Source organism: Pseudomonas sp. BN411, from assembly GCF_029871235.1.
In the GTDB taxonomy this organism is placed as follows: Bacteria; Pseudomonadota; Gammaproteobacteria; order Pseudomonadales; family Pseudomonadaceae; genus Metapseudomonas.
Window position 1 is genome coordinate 138,979 of record NZ_SSOM01000065.1, and the last position, 15,920, is coordinate 154,898.

17 protein-coding genes are annotated in these 15,920 nt (G+C 63.4%); 13 read left to right on the forward strand and 4 right to left on the reverse strand.

The window, feature by feature from the left end; translation table 11 throughout:
- Nucleotides 1-43 precede the first annotated feature (43 nt).
- A complete protein-coding gene (locus tag E8F06_RS10840) occupies nucleotides 44-1,897 on the reverse strand; it encodes a DUF4105 domain-containing protein (RefSeq protein ID WP_280366905.1) in 1,854 nt (617 codons plus the stop codon).
- 164 nt (nucleotides 1,898-2,061) lie between these two features.
- Here E8F06_RS10840 and E8F06_RS10845 point away from each other — a divergent pair, with 164 nt between their 5' ends.
- The 6 genes from E8F06_RS10845 (at nucleotide 2,062) to E8F06_RS10870 (ending at nucleotide 7,356) form a co-directional block, all read left to right on the forward strand.
- Nucleotides 2,062-2,385 carry a TraR/DksA family transcriptional regulator gene (locus E8F06_RS10845; protein ID WP_280366908.1) on the forward strand — a complete coding sequence of 108 codons (324 nt, stop codon included), beginning with the start codon at nucleotides 2,062-2,064 and terminating at the stop codon, nucleotides 2,383-2,385.
- An 88-nt stretch (nucleotides 2,386-2,473) separates the two neighbouring features.
- The gene (locus E8F06_RS10850; protein ID WP_280366910.1) at nucleotides 2,474-4,984 is read left to right on the forward strand and encodes an AAA family ATPase; all 2,511 of its coding nucleotides are present in this window, start codon (nucleotides 2,474-2,476) and stop codon (nucleotides 4,982-4,984) included.
- 212 nt (nucleotides 4,985-5,196) lie between these two features.
- Entirely contained in the window at nucleotides 5,197-5,538 is a 342-nt protein-coding gene (locus tag E8F06_RS10855) for a hypothetical protein (RefSeq protein WP_280366912.1), read from the forward strand.
- Between the two features lie 192 nt (nucleotides 5,539-5,730).
- Nucleotides 5,731-6,225, forward strand: a complete 495-nt coding sequence (locus tag E8F06_RS10860; protein WP_151131826.1) for a TIGR00645 family protein — start codon at nucleotides 5,731-5,733, stop codon at nucleotides 6,223-6,225.
- A 124-nt stretch (nucleotides 6,226-6,349) separates the two neighbouring features.
- Nucleotides 6,350-6,655 carry a DUF6482 family protein gene (locus tag E8F06_RS10865; RefSeq protein WP_280366914.1) on the forward strand — a complete coding sequence of 102 codons (306 nt, stop codon included), beginning with the start codon at nucleotides 6,350-6,352 and terminating at the stop codon, nucleotides 6,653-6,655.
- Between the two features lie 83 nt (nucleotides 6,656-6,738).
- Nucleotides 6,739-7,356 (forward strand): FKBP-type peptidyl-prolyl cis-trans isomerase, encoded by a 618-nt coding sequence (locus tag E8F06_RS10870; RefSeq protein WP_280366916.1) that lies wholly within the window; start codon nucleotides 6,739-6,741, stop codon nucleotides 7,354-7,356.
- 139 nt (nucleotides 7,357-7,495) lie between these two features.
- On the opposite strand, the gene E8F06_RS10875 is transcribed toward E8F06_RS10870, so the two are convergent.
- Complete coding sequence (locus E8F06_RS10875) at nucleotides 7,496-7,738, reverse strand: hypothetical protein (RefSeq protein ID WP_280366918.1); 243 nt, start codon at nucleotides 7,736-7,738, stop codon at nucleotides 7,496-7,498.
- A gap of 129 nt (nucleotides 7,739-7,867) precedes the next feature.
- Nucleotides 7,868-8,836: a polyprenyl synthetase family protein gene (locus tag E8F06_RS10880; protein WP_280366920.1), complete on the reverse strand. Its 969-nt coding sequence runs from the start codon at nucleotides 8,834-8,836 to the stop codon at nucleotides 7,868-7,870.
- Nucleotides 8,837-9,081: 245 nt separating this feature from the next.
- Here E8F06_RS10880 and rplU point away from each other — a divergent pair, with 245 nt between their 5' ends.
- The 5 genes from rplU (at nucleotide 9,082) to E8F06_RS10905 (ending at nucleotide 12,712) form a co-directional block, all read left to right on the forward strand.
- Complete coding sequence (rplU, locus tag E8F06_RS10885) at nucleotides 9,082-9,393, forward strand: 50S ribosomal protein L21 (RefSeq protein ID WP_044872190.1); 312 nt, start codon at nucleotides 9,082-9,084, stop codon at nucleotides 9,391-9,393.
- A gap of 24 nt (nucleotides 9,394-9,417) precedes the next feature.
- Complete coding sequence (rpmA, locus tag E8F06_RS10890; RefSeq protein WP_190826969.1) at nucleotides 9,418-9,675, forward strand: 50S ribosomal protein L27; 258 nt, start codon at nucleotides 9,418-9,420, stop codon at nucleotides 9,673-9,675.
- 140 nt (nucleotides 9,676-9,815) lie between these two features.
- Complete coding sequence (gene cgtA / locus E8F06_RS10895; protein ID WP_280366923.1) at nucleotides 9,816-11,033, forward strand: Obg family GTPase CgtA; 1,218 nt, start codon at nucleotides 9,816-9,818, stop codon at nucleotides 11,031-11,033.
- Nucleotides 11,034-11,113: 80 nt separating this feature from the next.
- A complete protein-coding gene (gene proB, locus E8F06_RS10900; protein ID WP_280366926.1) occupies nucleotides 11,114-12,232 on the forward strand; it encodes a glutamate 5-kinase in 1,119 nt (372 codons plus the stop codon).
- A 15-nt stretch (nucleotides 12,233-12,247) separates the two neighbouring features.
- Nucleotides 12,248-12,712, forward strand: coding sequence for a CreA family protein (locus E8F06_RS10905; protein ID WP_280366928.1), 465 nt, complete (start codon nucleotides 12,248-12,250; stop codon nucleotides 12,710-12,712).
- A 116-nt stretch (nucleotides 12,713-12,828) separates the two neighbouring features.
- On the opposite strand, the gene rpsT is transcribed toward E8F06_RS10905, so the two are convergent.
- Complete coding sequence (gene rpsT / locus E8F06_RS10910; RefSeq protein ID WP_069082204.1) at nucleotides 12,829-13,104, reverse strand: 30S ribosomal protein S20; 276 nt, start codon at nucleotides 13,102-13,104, stop codon at nucleotides 12,829-12,831.
- A gap of 216 nt (nucleotides 13,105-13,320) precedes the next feature.
- Here rpsT and murJ point away from each other — a divergent pair, with 216 nt between their 5' ends.
- Nucleotides 13,321-14,856, forward strand: a complete 1,536-nt coding sequence (gene murJ / locus E8F06_RS10915; protein ID WP_280366930.1) for a murein biosynthesis integral membrane protein MurJ — start codon at nucleotides 13,321-13,323, stop codon at nucleotides 14,854-14,856.
- A gap of 110 nt (nucleotides 14,857-14,966) precedes the next feature.
- A complete protein-coding gene (gene ribF / locus E8F06_RS10920) occupies nucleotides 14,967-15,905 on the forward strand; it encodes a bifunctional riboflavin kinase/FAD synthetase (protein WP_190826979.1) in 939 nt (312 codons plus the stop codon).
- Nucleotides 15,906-15,920 lie beyond the last annotated feature (15 nt).

A 15,920-nucleotide genomic window follows, 5' to 3' on the forward strand; every position in this document is an offset into this window, starting at 1 on the left:
CTACAAAAGCATGGTCGGGGACGGTCGTAGGATGCGATACCCATCAATAGTGGTACCACTTCAGCTCCAGCATCACTTCGTTCACCGGGGCGGCGAGCTGGCTGAACTCCCGTTGTGCGGTCAGGCGCAGGCCGAGGTCGCGGGAGATTTCCCATTGCTGGTTGAGGGACAACCGGCGGCGGACTTCGCCGTTGTGGAAGTAGTCGCCGGCAGCTTCCAGGCTCGTGGTACCCAGTGCGTTGTGCCAGAGCAGGCCGGTGTTGAAGCCGGCGGCAGTGGCGACGAAGGGGGCGAAGTCTTCGTTGTGCTCGATACGGGCGGTGGCCATGGCGAAGCCGAGGGCGTCCTCGCCAAGATTCCACGAGCCGCCGACGCCGCCGTTGAGGTGGCTCACCAGGCGTTCGTCGCCATCCTCGCCCAGTACACGCTCCAGGCCGCCGGCAACCTGCCAGGACAGGGGCTTGAGCAATTCACCGCGCGGGGTCAGGGAGCGGATGGTGGCGAGGTCCAGGCGCTGCAGCTGCCAGTGGTTGTCCTCGAACTGACGCAGCTTGAGCTGGAGGATCTCGATCTGCGCCCCTAGCGGGAAGCCGGACAGGTTGTCGTTGAGGTCGTGATAGGCCATGCGCAGCCCGTACTCGGCGAAGGCGCGGTCCTCACGGGTGCCTGCGCCCAGTTGCCAGGTGCGCGATTCGTGGCCTTCCTCGGGGAGGCCAGGGCGATCCACCTCCAGCTCCGGCGGCGGATTGCGGTTGATACCTTGCAGCAACTTGAAGCTGCGGGTGGCGATTTCGCGGGTGCGGTCTTCACCGGTGGAGCGGTAGCGCACCAGGCGGAAGGCAGCGTCCTGGATCAGGGCGCGGCGTGGGGCGGGCAGGGCGAGGAACGCCGGGTCGTCGAGCAGTTTCTCGTCGTCGGCAAGCTGCAATACCCACTGCTGTTCGGCGTCGTCCAGCGGCTCGGCGCGGGCCAGCAGTTCCTTTTCCCGCGAGGGCCGGTAGTCGATGGACTCCACCAGACCGGCCTGCTTGATCGCACGCACCGTGTCGGTGGGGATGGCGGTAATCGGGAACTGCTCGGTGAGTTCGATGCCGGGGCGCGCAATTTCCAGCAGCTCCAGCAGGCGGTAGGAGCAGTTCTCGTCGAAGAAGTAGTAGTCGAAGCGGATCTGCTTGAGTTCCCAGACATGCTCGACCATGCGCCCGGTCTCCTCCGGGGTGAGGTTCAGACGGTACTCCCAGAGGTCGCGGTTCTCCAGGCGGCTATATTCCTTGAGCTTGTCGCGATAGGGCACCAGGGCGAACAGGCCGGGGTAGCCGCCCATCAGGCCCTTCCAGGCGTAGAGGATGCTGTTGTCCGCACCTTCGATGAAGGCGCCGAAGTTCAGCGCGTAGCTGAGCATCACCGTGTTGTTTTCGTGGATGTCCGGCTGGTCGATGCGCAGCAGGGTGTGGCCGAACATGGACGAGGGGCTGTTCAGGTAGGCGGCGGGGAAGACCAGCACCGTGCTGTGCGGGTTGACGTCGGCGTACCAGGTCTTGAATTCGCTGCAGTCCGGCTGCGGCAGGTCGCTGAGCTGGAGCTGCTCGCGCAGCCAGCGGGTACGTGCCGGGTAGGTGCACTGCGGGTGCTTGTCGCCTTGACCTTCCGGGGCGTAGATCGCCTCCAGGGTGGCGCGCAATTCGGCTTCCGGGTTGCTTGGCCCATCCTCGGCGAGGAAAAAGTCGGGATCGTCCACGTAGCTGCGCCAGCCGCCCAGTTTGCCCGTCTCGTAATGCCCCAGGGCGATCCAATAGGGATCGCTGGCCAGTGTCTGCAGGCGTTCAGCGGGGATTTGGGGCGTTGCGTGGGCGGTAATCCAGGTGCACAGGGCGAGGTACGGGAAAATCCGTTTCAAGGGCGCAGCTCTTCTTCATGAGAGGTTCGACGGGCGGAGCTTTGGGGAAGGCCAGGGCGGGTGTCAAGCAAGGTTAAGACGTGCATTTGCGCAAGTTTGCACGGCTGGGATGCAGGCTGCGTTACAGCGTCCACACTTAGAGTGAGAACTGGGGAGATTCCAGCATGACAGCAACCGATCCAAGGGCGACACTCGACGCCCTGATAGCGGAGTACACCGCCCGCGCCAACTCCATTCGTGAAGACCTGGCCAGCAGTCACTCGCCGGATTTCGCCGAGCAGGCGGGGGAGCGCGAGAACGATGAAGTGCTGACTGCCATCCTCGTCGAGACCGAGGCCGCCCTGCGCCGCGTGGGCATGGCCAAGCTGCGCCTGGCAGACGGTAGCTACGGCTATTGCCAGCGTTGTGGCGAGGCCATCGAGCCTGCGCGCCTGGCGATACTGCCTGCCGCCGAGTACTGCCTGGACTGTGCCGACCGGGAGCACTGACAACCCCTGGCGCAATGCCTTGCCAGTGATGTCAGGGCGGCGCCAGAATGCGGCCATCGCTTTCTTGCCGAGCCATTAAGGACACTCGATGCCTGACTCCTTCGCTGCCAGCCTGCGACTGGCGCCCGATGCGCTGACCCGTCCGTTCGAGCCTCATCAGTTCAACTTCAAGAGTACCGAAGACCTGGAGCCCTTCCGGGGTGTACTCGGCCAGGAACGCGCGGTGGAGGCCCTGCAGTTCGGGGTGGCCATGCCGCGTCCGGGTTACAACGTCTATGTCATGGGGGAACCGGGCACTGGCCGCTTCTCCTTCGTCAAACGCTATCTCAAGGCTGAGGGCAAGCGCCTGCAAACCCCGGCGGACTGGCTCTACGTCAACCACTTCGAAGAGCCTCGCGAGCCGCGGGCCTTGCAGCTGCCGGCGGGCGAAGCGAGCGGCTTCGTCTGCGACATCGAGCATCTGGTGGATAACCTGCTGTCCACCTTCCCTGCGGTATTCGAGACCCCCACCTTCCAGCAGAAGAAGAGCGCCATCGATCGCGCCTTCAACCAGCGCTACGACCGTGCCCTGGACGTGATCGAGCGCGTCGCCCTGGAGAAGGACGTCGCCCTCTACCGCGACAGCGCAAACATTGCCTTCACCCCGATGAAGGATGGCAAGGCCCTGGACGAGGCGGACTTTTCCCAGTTGGACGAAGCCGAGCGCGAGCGCTTCCATGACGACATTTCCATGCTGGAGGAGCGCCTGAATGAGGAGCTGTCCGGCCTGCCGCAGTGGAAGCGCGAGTCCAGCAACCAGCTGCGCCAGCTCAACGAGGAAACCATTACCCAGGCGCTTCAGCCGCTGCTTTCGCCGCTTTCGGAGAAGTACGCGGAGAACGCCGGTGTGGTGGCCTATCTGCAGGCCATGCAGGTGAACTTGCTGAAAACGGTGGTGGACCAGTTACTGGACGACAAGCCGGACGCCCAGCGCCGTGAGATTCTGGAAGAGCAGTACTGCCCCAGCCTGGTTGTGGGCCATCACGCCAGCGGTGGCGCTCCCGTGGTGTTCGAGCCGCATCCCACCTACGACAACCTGTTCGGCCGCATCGAGTACGGCACCGACCAGGGCGCCCTCTACACCAGCTATCGCCAGTTGCGCCCAGGTGCGTTGCACCGGGCCAACGGTGGTTTCCTGATCCTGGAGGCGGAAAAACTACTAAGCGAGCCCTTTGTCTGGGATGCGCTGAAGCGTGCCCTGCAATCGCGCAAGCTGAAGATGGAGTCGCCTCTGGCGGAACTCGGCCGCCTGGCCACCGTCACCCTGACGCCGCAGGTGATCCCGCTGCAGGTCAAGGTGGTGATCATCGGTTCGCGCCAGCTCTACTACACGCTCCAGGACCTGGATCCCGACTTCCAGGAGATGTTCCGCGTGCTGGTGGACTTCGACGAGGAAATCGCCCTGTCGGACGACAGCCTGGAGCAATTCGCCCAGTTGCTGAAGACCCGCACCTCCGAAGAGGGCATGGCGCCCCTCACTGCGGCCGCCGTGGCCCGCCTGGCGACCTACAGCGCACGTTTGGCCGAGCACCAGGGGCGTCTGTCGGCGCGAATCGGTGATCTGTTCCAGCTGGTCAGCGAAGCGGACTTCATCCGTCAGCTGGCGAATGAGCCCCTGACCGACGCCGACCACATCGACCGCGCCCTCCGGGCCAAGGCCACCCGCACGGGCCGCGTATCCGCACGCATCCTCGACGACATGCTGGCGGGCGTCATCCTGATCGACACCGCTGGCGCTGCTGTGGGCAAGTGCAACGGCCTGACCGTGCTGGAAGTGGGCGACTCGGCCTTCGGCGTGCCGGCGCGGATATCCGCGACCGTCTATCCCGGTAGCTCGGGCATCGTCGACATCGAGCGCGAGGTCAACCTTGGCCAGCCGATCCACTCCAAGGGGGTAATGATCCTCACCGGTTACCTCGGCAGTCGCTATGCCCAGGAATTCCCCCTGGAGATCTCCGCGAGCATCGCCCTGGAGCAGTCCTACGGCTACGTGGACGGCGACAGCGCCTCCCTCGGCGAGGCCTGCACCCTGATCTCGGCCCTGTCGCGCACCCCGCTCAAGCAGTGCTTCGCCATCACCGGCTCGATCAACCAGTTCGGTGAGGTACAGGCAGTGGGCGGGGTCAACGAGAAGATCGAGGGCTTCTTCCGCCTGTGCGAGGCCCGCGGCCTGACCGGCGAACAGGGGGTGATCATCCCCCACGCCAACGTCACCACCCTGATGCTCGACGAGCGCGTGCTGGATGCGGTGCGCAAGGGGCGTTTCCACGTCTACGCAGTGCGCCAGGCCGACGAGGCTCTGAGCCTGCTGGTGGGCGAGCCGGCCGGTGTGCCTGACGAGAAGGGCCAGTTCCCCGAAGGCAGCGTCAACGCCCGTGTGGTGGCGCGCCTGCGGGAAATCGCCGAGATGGGGCTGGAAGAAGAGGAGAAGGCGGCGCCCACCCAGGAAGTCGCCGAGGTGGTCGCCAAGGTTGCAGCGCCGCCCAAGCCGGCGCGCAAGGGGTCCAAGAAGGAACCCGGCAAGACTCCGGCTCCGGACAAGACCCAGGGACCGTCCTGAACGATCCCCTGACCGGTCATGCCGGGGCGTGTTCCCGGCGTGGCTGGTCAGTCACCGAACAACGGCTAGGGAGGCTCGTGTAATCGGCCTCCCTTCGCGTTTCCCTCACCCTGTTCACAGGGTTATCCACAGTTTGCGTGGATAAGCGTCGCGCTTTCGCAGGTCCAAACTCGGGTGTAGGCTGAAATCAGGCCCCTGCGAGGAAAGCCGCCATGACGCGCAACCTCTGCCTTACCCGCCAATGCCTGGGACTGGTGACTCGGATCGAGTGCGTGATCCGTCCACTGGCGGGAGAGAATGGACTCTGGACGCTGCTTTGTGCGGCGGGAATGTCGGGGGAACAACCCTCGGCGATCAAAGCCCAGGGCCCATTCCACGGGCCTATCGTGGCGGAATCGGTGCTCTCCGCGATTGCCGACTGCCTGGCGGAGCAGGGCTACACCGAAGCCCACGACCCGCCGATCTGGCGGCTGCACCTGCAAGGTGAGCTACGACGCATCAACGGTACGCGCTGCAGAGGCCTGGGTGACTGCCAGTTCCGTCCCGAAAGCTGACGGGGTTGGTTGACCAGCTTTTGAGCAGCTGCTGCCCGTCAGCGCGGGGAGTGGCGTTTGCGCGACGTTCCAGTGCTCGTGCACAGATTTATCCACAGTGTTTGGGGATATTTCCTCCTGCTTTGCCATTATTTTTCTGTAGGAAACACCTCGTTATACTCGCGGCCGGTTTTTTACTGACTACGAGAAGCCATGGAACGCTTTCTAGAAAACTCGATGTACGCCGCGCGTTGGCTGCTGGCCCCGATCTACTTCGGCCTGTCCCTGGCCTTGCTGGCGCTGACCCTTAAATTCTTCCAGGAGATCGTTCATATCCTGCCGCACGTCTTCGAGAAGACTGAGGCAGACCTGATCCTGGTGCTGCTCTCGCTGATCGACATGTCCCTGGTGGGCGGCCTGCTGGTGATGGTGATGATCTCTGGCTACGAGAACTTCGTTTCGCAACTGGACATCGACGACGACAAGGAGAAGCTGAGCTGGCTCGGCAAGATGGACTCCGGCTCGCTGAAGATGAAGGTGGCGGCCTCCATCGTGGCGATCTCCTCCATCCACCTGCTGCGCATTTTCATGGATGCGCAGAACATCGATAACGGCAAGATCATGTGGTACGTGGTCCTGCACATGACTTTCGTCATCTCGGCCTTCGCCATGGGCTACCTGGACAAGATGACCAAGCACGACCACTGATTCTCGCTCTGCCTCCCTCCCAGGCCGCCCGTCCGCTGAAAAGCGGACGGGCGGTTGCGTTTCTGCCGTCTGCTGCCGGCCCTGTGCATTAGATTTGAGGTGTACAGCGCGCGAGGGCGAAGCCATGAAATTGCACGACCTCACCAGCCATGCCCGTGCCGGGCACGTCGAAGAAATCAACCTGATCTCCCTGGAAGGGGGTATCTATCTGCTGGAAGCACTCATCGACGGCCGCTCCCACCATCTGGACGATGGTCAAGGCCATGCCACGCACCTGCGCTCGGTTGAGCATGCACGGGAGGTGCTCCACGAGTTCCCGGACCTGCCGTTCCACCTGGTGCACAACGTGGTGCATGACGAGATGTGCGGAATGGATGCTGATAGTCAGGACACCGTGAAGGTCCCGATCTCGACACGCGTTTCCCACTGAACGGGGAGCAGATCGGAGCCCGCGCCGGGGAGGGGAAGCTGTGCTAGTCTGGCCGGCCTTTTTACCCTGAGCGGAGCTCCGCGATGTCCCAACTCGACCTTTCCACCGACGAAACCCGCGTCAGCTATGGCATCGGCCGCCAGCTCGGCGATCAGATCCGTGACAATCCCCCGCCCGGTGTGAGCCTGGACGCCGTGATCGCTGGCCTCAGCGATGCCTTCCAGGGCCTGGAAAGCCGCGTCGATGGTGCTGCCCTGTCCGCCAGCTTCCGCGTGATCCGCGAGCGCATGCAGGCCGAAGCCCAGGCCAAGGCGGAAGCCGCCGCTGGCGCCGGTCGTGCCTACCTGGAACAGAATGCCAAGCGCGAGGGCGTGACCGTCCTGGCGTCCGGTCTGCAGTACGAGGTGCTGGTAGCGGGCGAGGGCGCCAAGCCGTCGGCCGAGGACACCGTGCGCACCCATTACCACGGCACGCTGATCGACGGCACCGTGTTCGACAGCTCCTACGATCGTGGCCAGCCTGCCGAATTCCCGGTGGGCGGCGTGATCGCTGGTTGGGTGGAAGCCCTGCAACTGATGAATGCTGGCAGCAAGTGGCGTCTGCACGTGCCGAGCGAACTGGCCTACGGCGGTCAGGCTGTCGGCAGCATCCCGCCGCACAGCGTGCTGGTATTCGACGTGGAGCTCCTGGACATTCTCTGATCCAGGTGACCCCCGGGCGTGCCGTCCCTGGCCCGCCCAGGAACCCGCGAGGGCGCCTTTGCCCTCACTGCAAGCCGGCGCCCGGGCGCCGGCATTGCGGATGACGCGTCCTGGCGTCACCCAGATTCCCCAATCCCTTTCAGTGCACCTCGCCGTGGGGTCGTAGCGCCCTGGCGTAGCAGAACAGGAAGAGATTGCGCACCAGCTCCTTGAGTACCAACGGTTCGCTGGAGTTCAGGCCGGCGAGGTCAAGGTCGCCCTGGTCGCGCAGTTCGTCGAGGTCGTCTTCTTCCAGTACGGCGCAAACCTCTCCGGTTTCCCGATGGAGTATCCGCAGGTAGGGGTGGGGGCGATCCAGCCAGGCATCGATCAGGTAGGTCATGGCTCATCTCCTTGAAAAGCGTTGAGATGAGAATAATTCCTATTATCGAAATAGCAAGTGCCAATCGATACCTTTCGTCGAGGCAGAAAAAAGCCCGTCACCAGGACGGGCTTTTCAGCAGATCGGGACTCAGTGGGTCCGCGCTACGGCGAATTCGGTGAGCTCGATCAGGGCGTCGCGGTAGGCGTTGGACGGCAGCGTGTCCAGGCAGGCGATGGCGCGGGCGGCGTAGTCGCGGGCCAGGCGGGCGGTGTAGTCCAGGGCGCCGGCGGCTTCGACTGCGGCACGAATGCCTTCCAGGTCCTGGCTGCCGCCTTGCTGGATGGCCTTGCGCACGAGGCTGGCCTGCTCCGGCGTGCCGTCGCGCATGGCGGCGATCAGCGGCAGGGTGGGCTTGCCTTCGGCCAGGTCGTCACCGACGTTCTTGCCGAGGGTGGCGGCATCGCCACGGTAGTCGAGCAGGTCATCCACCAGTTGGAAGGCGATGCCCAGGGCGTCGCCGAACTGGCGCAGGGCTTCGGCCTGTTCGGCGCTGGCGCCGGCCAGCATCGCTGCGCTGTGGGTGGAGGCTTCGAAGAGCATCGCGGTCTTGCCGCGGATGACTTCCATGTAGGTTTCTTCGGTGGTGCTGGCGTCGCGGATCTTGGACAGCTGCAGCACTTCGCCTTCGGCGATGACCCGGGTGGCCTGGGAGATGATGCGCATCACCGGCATGGAGCCAAGTTCCACCATCATTTCGAAGGAGCGGGCATAGAGGAAGTCGCCCACCAGCACGCTCGGCGCGTTGCCCCACAGGGCATTGGCGGTGGAGCGGCCGCGGCGTAGGCCAGAGGCATCCACCACGTCGTCGTGGAGCAGGGTGGAGGTGTGCAGGAATTCGATGGTGGCAGCCAGCAGGCGCAGTTGGTCGCCGCCGAAGCCCAGGGCGTTGCCGCTCAGCAGTACCAGGAGCGGGCGCAGGCGCTTGCCACCGGCGGAGACGATGTAATCACCGATCTTTTCCACCAGAGGAACGCGGGAGGTCAACTGCCGGCGAATGATGTCGTCGACTGCGGTAAAATCGTCCGCCACCACGCGGTAGAAAGCCTGGGGTTGCATCAGCCAGAAGTGCTCCAATTGGGATGCGCGGCATGCTAGGGACCGGGCCGGGGACTGTCAAGGCGAGCGCTGGCGGTGCTTGCGCGGCAATCGCGGCTTGCGTACAATCGCGGCCCCTGAACTTTCCTTGGGCATTTTCCTGCCTTACGCAATTGCACGGGCGTCAATTCCGGCCCCATGCAGCCATGCCGACCCATACCTCTTCTTATAAAGCGTCGGGTGAGCAGGTTTAACGGAGAAAATCCATGTACGCAGTTATCGTTACCGGCGGCAAGCAATACAAAGTCGCTGAAGGTGAATTCCTGAAAGTCGAGAAGCTCGAAGTCGCCACCGGCGAATCCGTGACTTTCGACCGCGTCCTGCTGATCGGCAATGGCGAAGACGTGAAAATCGGTGCTCCGGTTGTAGATGGCGCCAAAGTAGTCGCTGAAGTGGTCTCCCAAGGCCGTCACGACAAAGTGCGCATCATCAAGTTCCGCCGTCGTAAGCACCACATGAAGCGCCAGGGCCACCGCCAGTGGTTCACTGAAATCAAGATCACCGGCATCCAGGCCTAATTTCCTTTTTGGAGGATTTGACTCATGGCACACAAAAAAGCTGGCGGTTCTACCCGCAACGGCCGCGACTCAGAAAGTAAACGCCTTGGCGTGAAGCTTTACGGCGGCCAGGCTGTCAAAGCCGGCAACATCATCGTGCGTCAGCGCGGTACCAAGTTCCACGCCGGCGTCGGCGTAGGCCTGGGCAAGGATCACACCCTGTTCGCGAAAGTGGACGGCGTGATCAAGTTCGAGGTCAAAGGTGCTTTCAACCGCAAGTACGTAAGCATCGTCGCTGCCTGATAGCGACCTCGCTGGAAGAGCCCCGTCTTGCGACGGGGCTTTTTTGTTTCTGCTCCACGGAAACTCTGCATCGAGCGGGGTTCCCTGTATCCTATGTGCTTTGTTTCACTCAACCCGTCCCCGTGGCGGGAGGCGTCCTGATGAAATTCGTCGATGAAGTATCGATCTTTGTAAAAGCGGGCGACGGCGGCAATGGCCTGATGAGTTTCCGTCGCGAAAAATTCATTGAAAAGGGCGGCCCCAACGGTGGTGACGGGGGCGACGGCGGCTCCGTGTTCATGGAGGCCGATCCGAACCTCAATACCCTGGTGGACTACCGCTACACCCGCCGTTTCGACGCTCAGCGCGGCGAGAACGGCGGCAGCAAGGACTGCACCGGGCGCAAGGGTGATGACCTGGTTCTGCCGGTGCCTGTGGGCACCACCATCATCGATGCCGCCACCCAGGAAATCATCGGCGACCTGACCAAGCCTGGTCAGCGCCTGCTGGTGGCTCAGGGCGGCTGGCACGGTCTGGGTAATACCCGTTTCAAGTCCAGTACCAACCGCGCACCGCGTCAGACCACCAAGGGCAAGCCGGGCGAGTCCCGCGACCTCAAGCTGGAGCTGAAGGTGCTGGCTGACGTTGGTCTGCTGGGCCTGCCAAATGCTGGCAAGAGCACCTTCATTCGTGCGGTGTCCGCCGCCAAGCCGAAGGTTGCCGACTATCCCTTCACCACCCTGGTGCCGAACCTGGGCGTGGTCAGCGTGGGGCGCTTCAAGTCCTTCGTCGTGGCCGACATTCCCGGTCTGATCGAGGGTGCCGCCGAAGGTGCTGGCTTGGGCATTCGTTTCCTCAAGCACCTGGCGCGTACCCGCCTGCTGCTGCACATCGTCGACATGGCGCCGCTGGATGAAAGTGATCCGGCCGAAGCTGCTGCGACCATCATCGAAGAGCTTGCTCGCTTCAGCCCTGCACTGACCGAGCGTGATCGCTGGCTGGTGCTGAACAAAGCGGACCAGCTTCTCGATGAGGATCGTGATGCGCGCTTGAAGGCTGTGCTGGAGCGTCTGGGTTGGGATGGTCCGGTGTTCGTGATTTCCGCCCTGGAGCGCGAAGGTACCGAAGCGCTTTCCCAGGAGATCATGCGTTACCTCGACGAGCGCACACTGCGCATGGAAGAGGAGCCGGATTACGCCGAGCAGCTCGCTGAGCTGGATCAGCGCATCGAGGATGAGGCGCGTGCCCGTCTGCAGGCCATGGATGACCAGCGCGCCCTGCGCCGTGCCGGCCTGAAGAATGCCGGCGTCGACGATGACGACGATTTCGATGACGACGAGGATGACGGCGACGGGCCGGAAATCTTCTACGTACCCTGAGCCCGGCGCCACCCGGCGCTGTGGAGTGTTCGCATGGCCGCGCGCCTTGCCGCGCGGCCTTCTAGCTAAGGTTGGACGATATGCGGGACAAGGTGACTGGCGCGCAGCGCTGGGTGGTGAAGATCGGAAGTGCATTGCTCACGGCTGATGGTCGTGGGCTGGATCGTTCGGCCATGGCGGTTTGGGTCGAGCAGATGGTGGCCCTGCGCGATGCGGGCGTGGAGCTTGTGCTGGTGTCCTCTGGCGCTGTAGCGGCCGGCATGAGTCGCCTGGGTTGGCATAGCCGCCCGAGTGCCGTGCATGAGCTGCAGGCTGCGGCCTCGGTAGGACAGATGGGGTTGGTCCAGGCCTGGGAATCCAGTTTTGCTGAGCACGGTCGCCACACGGCGCAGATCCTGCTCACCCACGACGACCTGTCGGATCGCAAGCGCTACCTGAACGCCCGCAGCACCCTGCGCACGCTGGTGGAGCTTGGGGCGATCCCGGTGATCAACGAAAACGACACCGTGGTCACCGATGAGATTCGTTTCGGCGACAACGACACCTTGGCGGCGCTCGTGGCCAACCTGGTGGAGGCTGACCTGCTGGTGATCCTCACCGACCGCGACGGCATGTTCGACGCCGATCCGCGTCACAATCCCGATGCTCAACTGATCTTCGAAGCTCGTGCCGATGATCCGGCCCTGGATGCCGTGGCCGGCGGAACCGGTGGTGCTCTGGGGCGCGGTGGCATGCAGACCAAGCTGCGGGCGGCTCGCCTGGCGGCGCGCTCCGGTGCTCATACGGTGATCGTTGGTGGTCGCATCGAGCGAGTGCTGGATCGCCTCAAGGCTGGCGAGCGCCTGGGTACGCTGCTGGCGCCTGAGCGCGGCATGCTGGCGGCACGCAAGCAATGGCTGGCGGGGCATCTGCAGACGCGTGGCACCCTGGTGCTCGATGCGGGTGCGGTCAAGGCGCTGCGCGAAGACCGCAAGAGCCTGTTGCCGGTGGGTGTGAAGGCTGTCCAGGGCAGTTTCCGTCGCGGCGAGATGGTGGTCTGCGTCGGGCCTGATGGTTCGGAAATCGCTCGTGGCCTGGCCAACTACAGCGCCCTTGAGGCGCAGAAGATCATTGGTCAGTCCTCCGATCTCATCGAAAAGCTGCTGGGCTATGTCGACGAGCCGGAACTGGTGCATCGCGACAACCTGGTCCTGGTCTGAGGCGTGGAGGAAGGGATGCGACTGATCAAGGGAATGGCAGCGGCCTTGCTCGCGATGCCGCTGCTGGCTGGTGCTGAAGAAATTGGTTCGGTGTCGACGGTGTTCAAGTGGGTCGGTCCGAACGACAAGATCATGGTGGAGGCGTTCGACGATCCCAAGGTGGAGGGTGTGACCTGCTACCTGTCGCGGGCCAAGACCGGCGGTGTGAAAGGTGGTCTGGGGCTCGCAGAGGATCGTGCCGAGGCGTCCATCGCCTGCCGCCAGGTCGGGCCTATCCGCTTCAATGGTGAGCTCAAGGATGGCGAGGAGGTGTTCAAGGAGCGCACTTCGCTGGTGTTCAAGACCATGCAGGTGGTGCGCTTCTTCGATCGCAAGCGCAATACTCTGGTTTATCTGGTCTACAGCGACCGCGTGATTGAGGGCAGTCCGCAGAATGCGGTCACGGCGATTCCGATCCTGCCATGGCCGAGCATGCCCTGAGATAGCTGGAAAGAGCCCGGATGATCCGGGCTTTTTCATGGGTGTTCAGATCGTTTCAAAGAATCCAGGCAATAAAAAAACCGGCCAGAAGGCCGGTTTTTTACAAGAACTCAAGCTTAGGCAGCAGCTTGACCGAGCGCCTTGATGTGGGCGTTCAGGCGGCTCTTGTGACGAGCGGCTTTGTTCTTGTGGATGATGCCTTTGTCAGCCATGCGGTCGATCACCGGAACAGCAGCGGTGAAAGCGGCCTGAGCCTTCGGCAGGTCCTTGGCGTCGATAGCCTTGACCACGTTCTTGATGTAGGTACGGACCATGGAGCGCAGGCTGGCGTTATGGCTACGACGCTTCTCAGCCTGTTTGGCGCGTTTTTTGGCAGAAGGTGTGTTGGCCACCGTCAAGCTCCTCGAAACTGGGGGATTGAATCAAATTAAGGCCGCGAATCATGCCCACGCGCTTTGGCCTTGTCAAGGGCGATCAGGTGAGTGGGGCGACGAGCGTAAGCTTTTCTTCCGGATGATTTTATCCTGCCCGGACTCTACACTCGGCAGCCTTGACCGTCCCCGGCAGCGCTGCCCGGCGGAAGGCGCACTTTCTCTCCGGACCCCTGAATGAATCTGCTCAAGTCGCTGGCGGCTGTCAGCTCCATCACCATGCTTTCCCGCGTCCTGGGCTTTGTACGCGACACCATCGTCGCGCGTTTCTTCGGCGCCGGCATGGCGACCGACGCCTTCTTCGTCGCATTCAAGCTGCCGAACCTGTTGCGCCGGGTCTTCGCCGAGGGTGCGTTCTCCCAGGCCTTCGTGCCCATCCTTGCCGAGTACAAGACCCAGCAGGGCGAGGAGGCGACCCGCACGTTCATCGCCTATATCTCTGGCTTGCTGACCCTGGTCCTGGCGCTGGTGACCCTGGTGGGGATCCTGGCGGCGCCCTGGGTGATCTGGGTGACCGCGCCGGGCTTCGCCGATACTCCTGAGAAGTTCGCCCTGACCACCGATCTGCTGCGGGTGACCTTCCCCTATATCTTCCTGATTTCGCTGTCCTCCCTGGCCGGCGCCATTCTCAATACCTGGAACCGCTTTTCAGTGCCGGCCTTCGTGCCGACCTTGCTGAACGTCAGCATGATTGTCTTCGCGCTGTTCCTGATTCCCTATTTCGACCCACCCATCATGGCCCTCGGCTGGGCCGTGCTGGTCGGTGGCCTGGCGCAGCTGCTCTACCAGCTTCCGGCGCTGAAACGCATCGGGATGCTGGTACTGCCACGGCTGAACCTGCGTGACACCGGTGTCTGGCGTGTGCTCAAGCAGATGGGGCCGGCGATCTTCGGGGTGTCCGTGGGGCAGATCTCGTTGATCATCAACACCATCTTCGCCTCGTTCCTGGCGGCCGGCTCCGTGTCCTGGATGTACTACGCCGACCGCCTGATGGAGTTACCGTCCGGCGTGCTGGGCGTGGCCCTGGGCACCATCCTGCTGCCCTCCCTGGCCAAGACCTATGCCAGTGATGATCGCCAGGCCTACTCGCAGTTGCTCGATTGGGGCCTGCGCCTGTGTTTCCTGCTGGTGCTGCCTTGCACCCTCGCTCTGGCCCTGTTGGCCGAGCCGCTGACGGTGGCGCTGTTCCAGTACGGCAAGTTCACCGCTAACGACGCCCTGATGACCCAGCGTGCGCTGATCGCCTACGCCGTGGGGCTGCTCGGGATCATTCTGGTGAAGGTTCTGGCGCCCGGTTTCTATGCGCGGCAGAACATCCGCACGCCGGTGAAGATCGCCGTTTTCACTCTGGTGGCGACCCAGTTGATGAACCTCGCCTTCGTCTTTCCCCTGAAACATGCCGGTCTTGCGCTGGCTATCAGCCTGGCGGCGTGCATGAACGCCGGGCTGCTCTACTGGCAGCTGCGCAAGCAGCGTCTGTTCCAGCCGCAGCCCGGCTGGGGCCGCTTCCTCGCCAAGCTGGTGCTGGCCGTGCTGGTGATGTGCGCGGTGCTATTGGGCGTGATGCACCTGCTGCCGGCCTGGGAGCTGGGCGGCATGTTCGAGCGTCTGCTGCGCCTAGGCGTGCTCGTCGGGGCGGGTGTGATTGCCTATTTCGGCATGCTGGCCCTGCTGGGCTTCAGGCTTCGCGACTTCGCCCGGCGGGCCGTGTGATTCGCTGAGCCACGACACGTCACCACTTGTCGCGCTGGCGGGCCTATAGCGCCTGTTGTCCAGCGCCGGCTGTGCGTATAATCGACCACTTTGTGAACAAGACTTGTGCTATGCAGCTGGTTCAAGGCCTCCACAACCTGCGGCCCCAACATAGGGGCTGTGTCGCCACTATCGGCAATTTCGACGGCGTGCACCGCGGCCATCAGGCCATTCTCAAGCGGTTGCGCGAGCGTGCGGCTGAGCTGGGTTTGCCCACCTGCGTGGTGATTTTCGAACCGCAACCGCGCGAATTCTTCGGCCCGGATACCGCACCGGTGCGCCTGACCCGCCTGCGCGACAAGCTCGAGTTGCTGGCGCGCGAAGGCGTGGACCGGGTGCTGTGCCTTGCGTTCAACCGCCGCCTGCGTGAGCTCAGCGCCGCCGAGTTCGTCCATGCGGTCCTTGTCGAGGGGCTGGGTGCCAGGCATCTGGAGATCGGTGACGATTTCCGCTTCGGTTGCGACCGCGCCGGTGATTTCGAATTCCTGCAGCAGGCTGGCGCGGCGGAGGGCTTCAGCGTCGAAGCCGCGGCCACCGTGGAGCTGGATGGCCTGCGGGTCAGCAGCACCCGCGTCCGTCAGGCACTTGCCGAGGGTGATTTCGCCCTGGCCGAACGCTTGCTTGGGCGCCCGTTCACCATTACCGGCCGGGTGCTGCATGGGCAGAAGCTCGGTCGTCAATTGGGCACTCCGACCGCCAACGTGCAACTCAAGCGTCGCCGGGTGCCGCTCAATGGTGTGTTCCTGGTCAGTGTGGAGCTGGATGGCCGGCAGTTGCCCGGTGTAGCCAACATCGGCGTGCGCCCGAGCGTGAAGGGTGACGGGCGCGCCCACCTGGAGGTCCACCTGCTGGACTACGCCGGCGATCTCTATGACCGGCGGATCAGCGTGACCTTCCATCACAAGCTGCGTGATGAGCAGCGTTTTGCCTCCCTGGAGGCGTTGAAGTCGGCGATCGATGCGGATGTCGCTGCCGCCCGTGCCTATTGGCAGGGTACTCAATCAAATTGAAGAGCCTGGACTGAA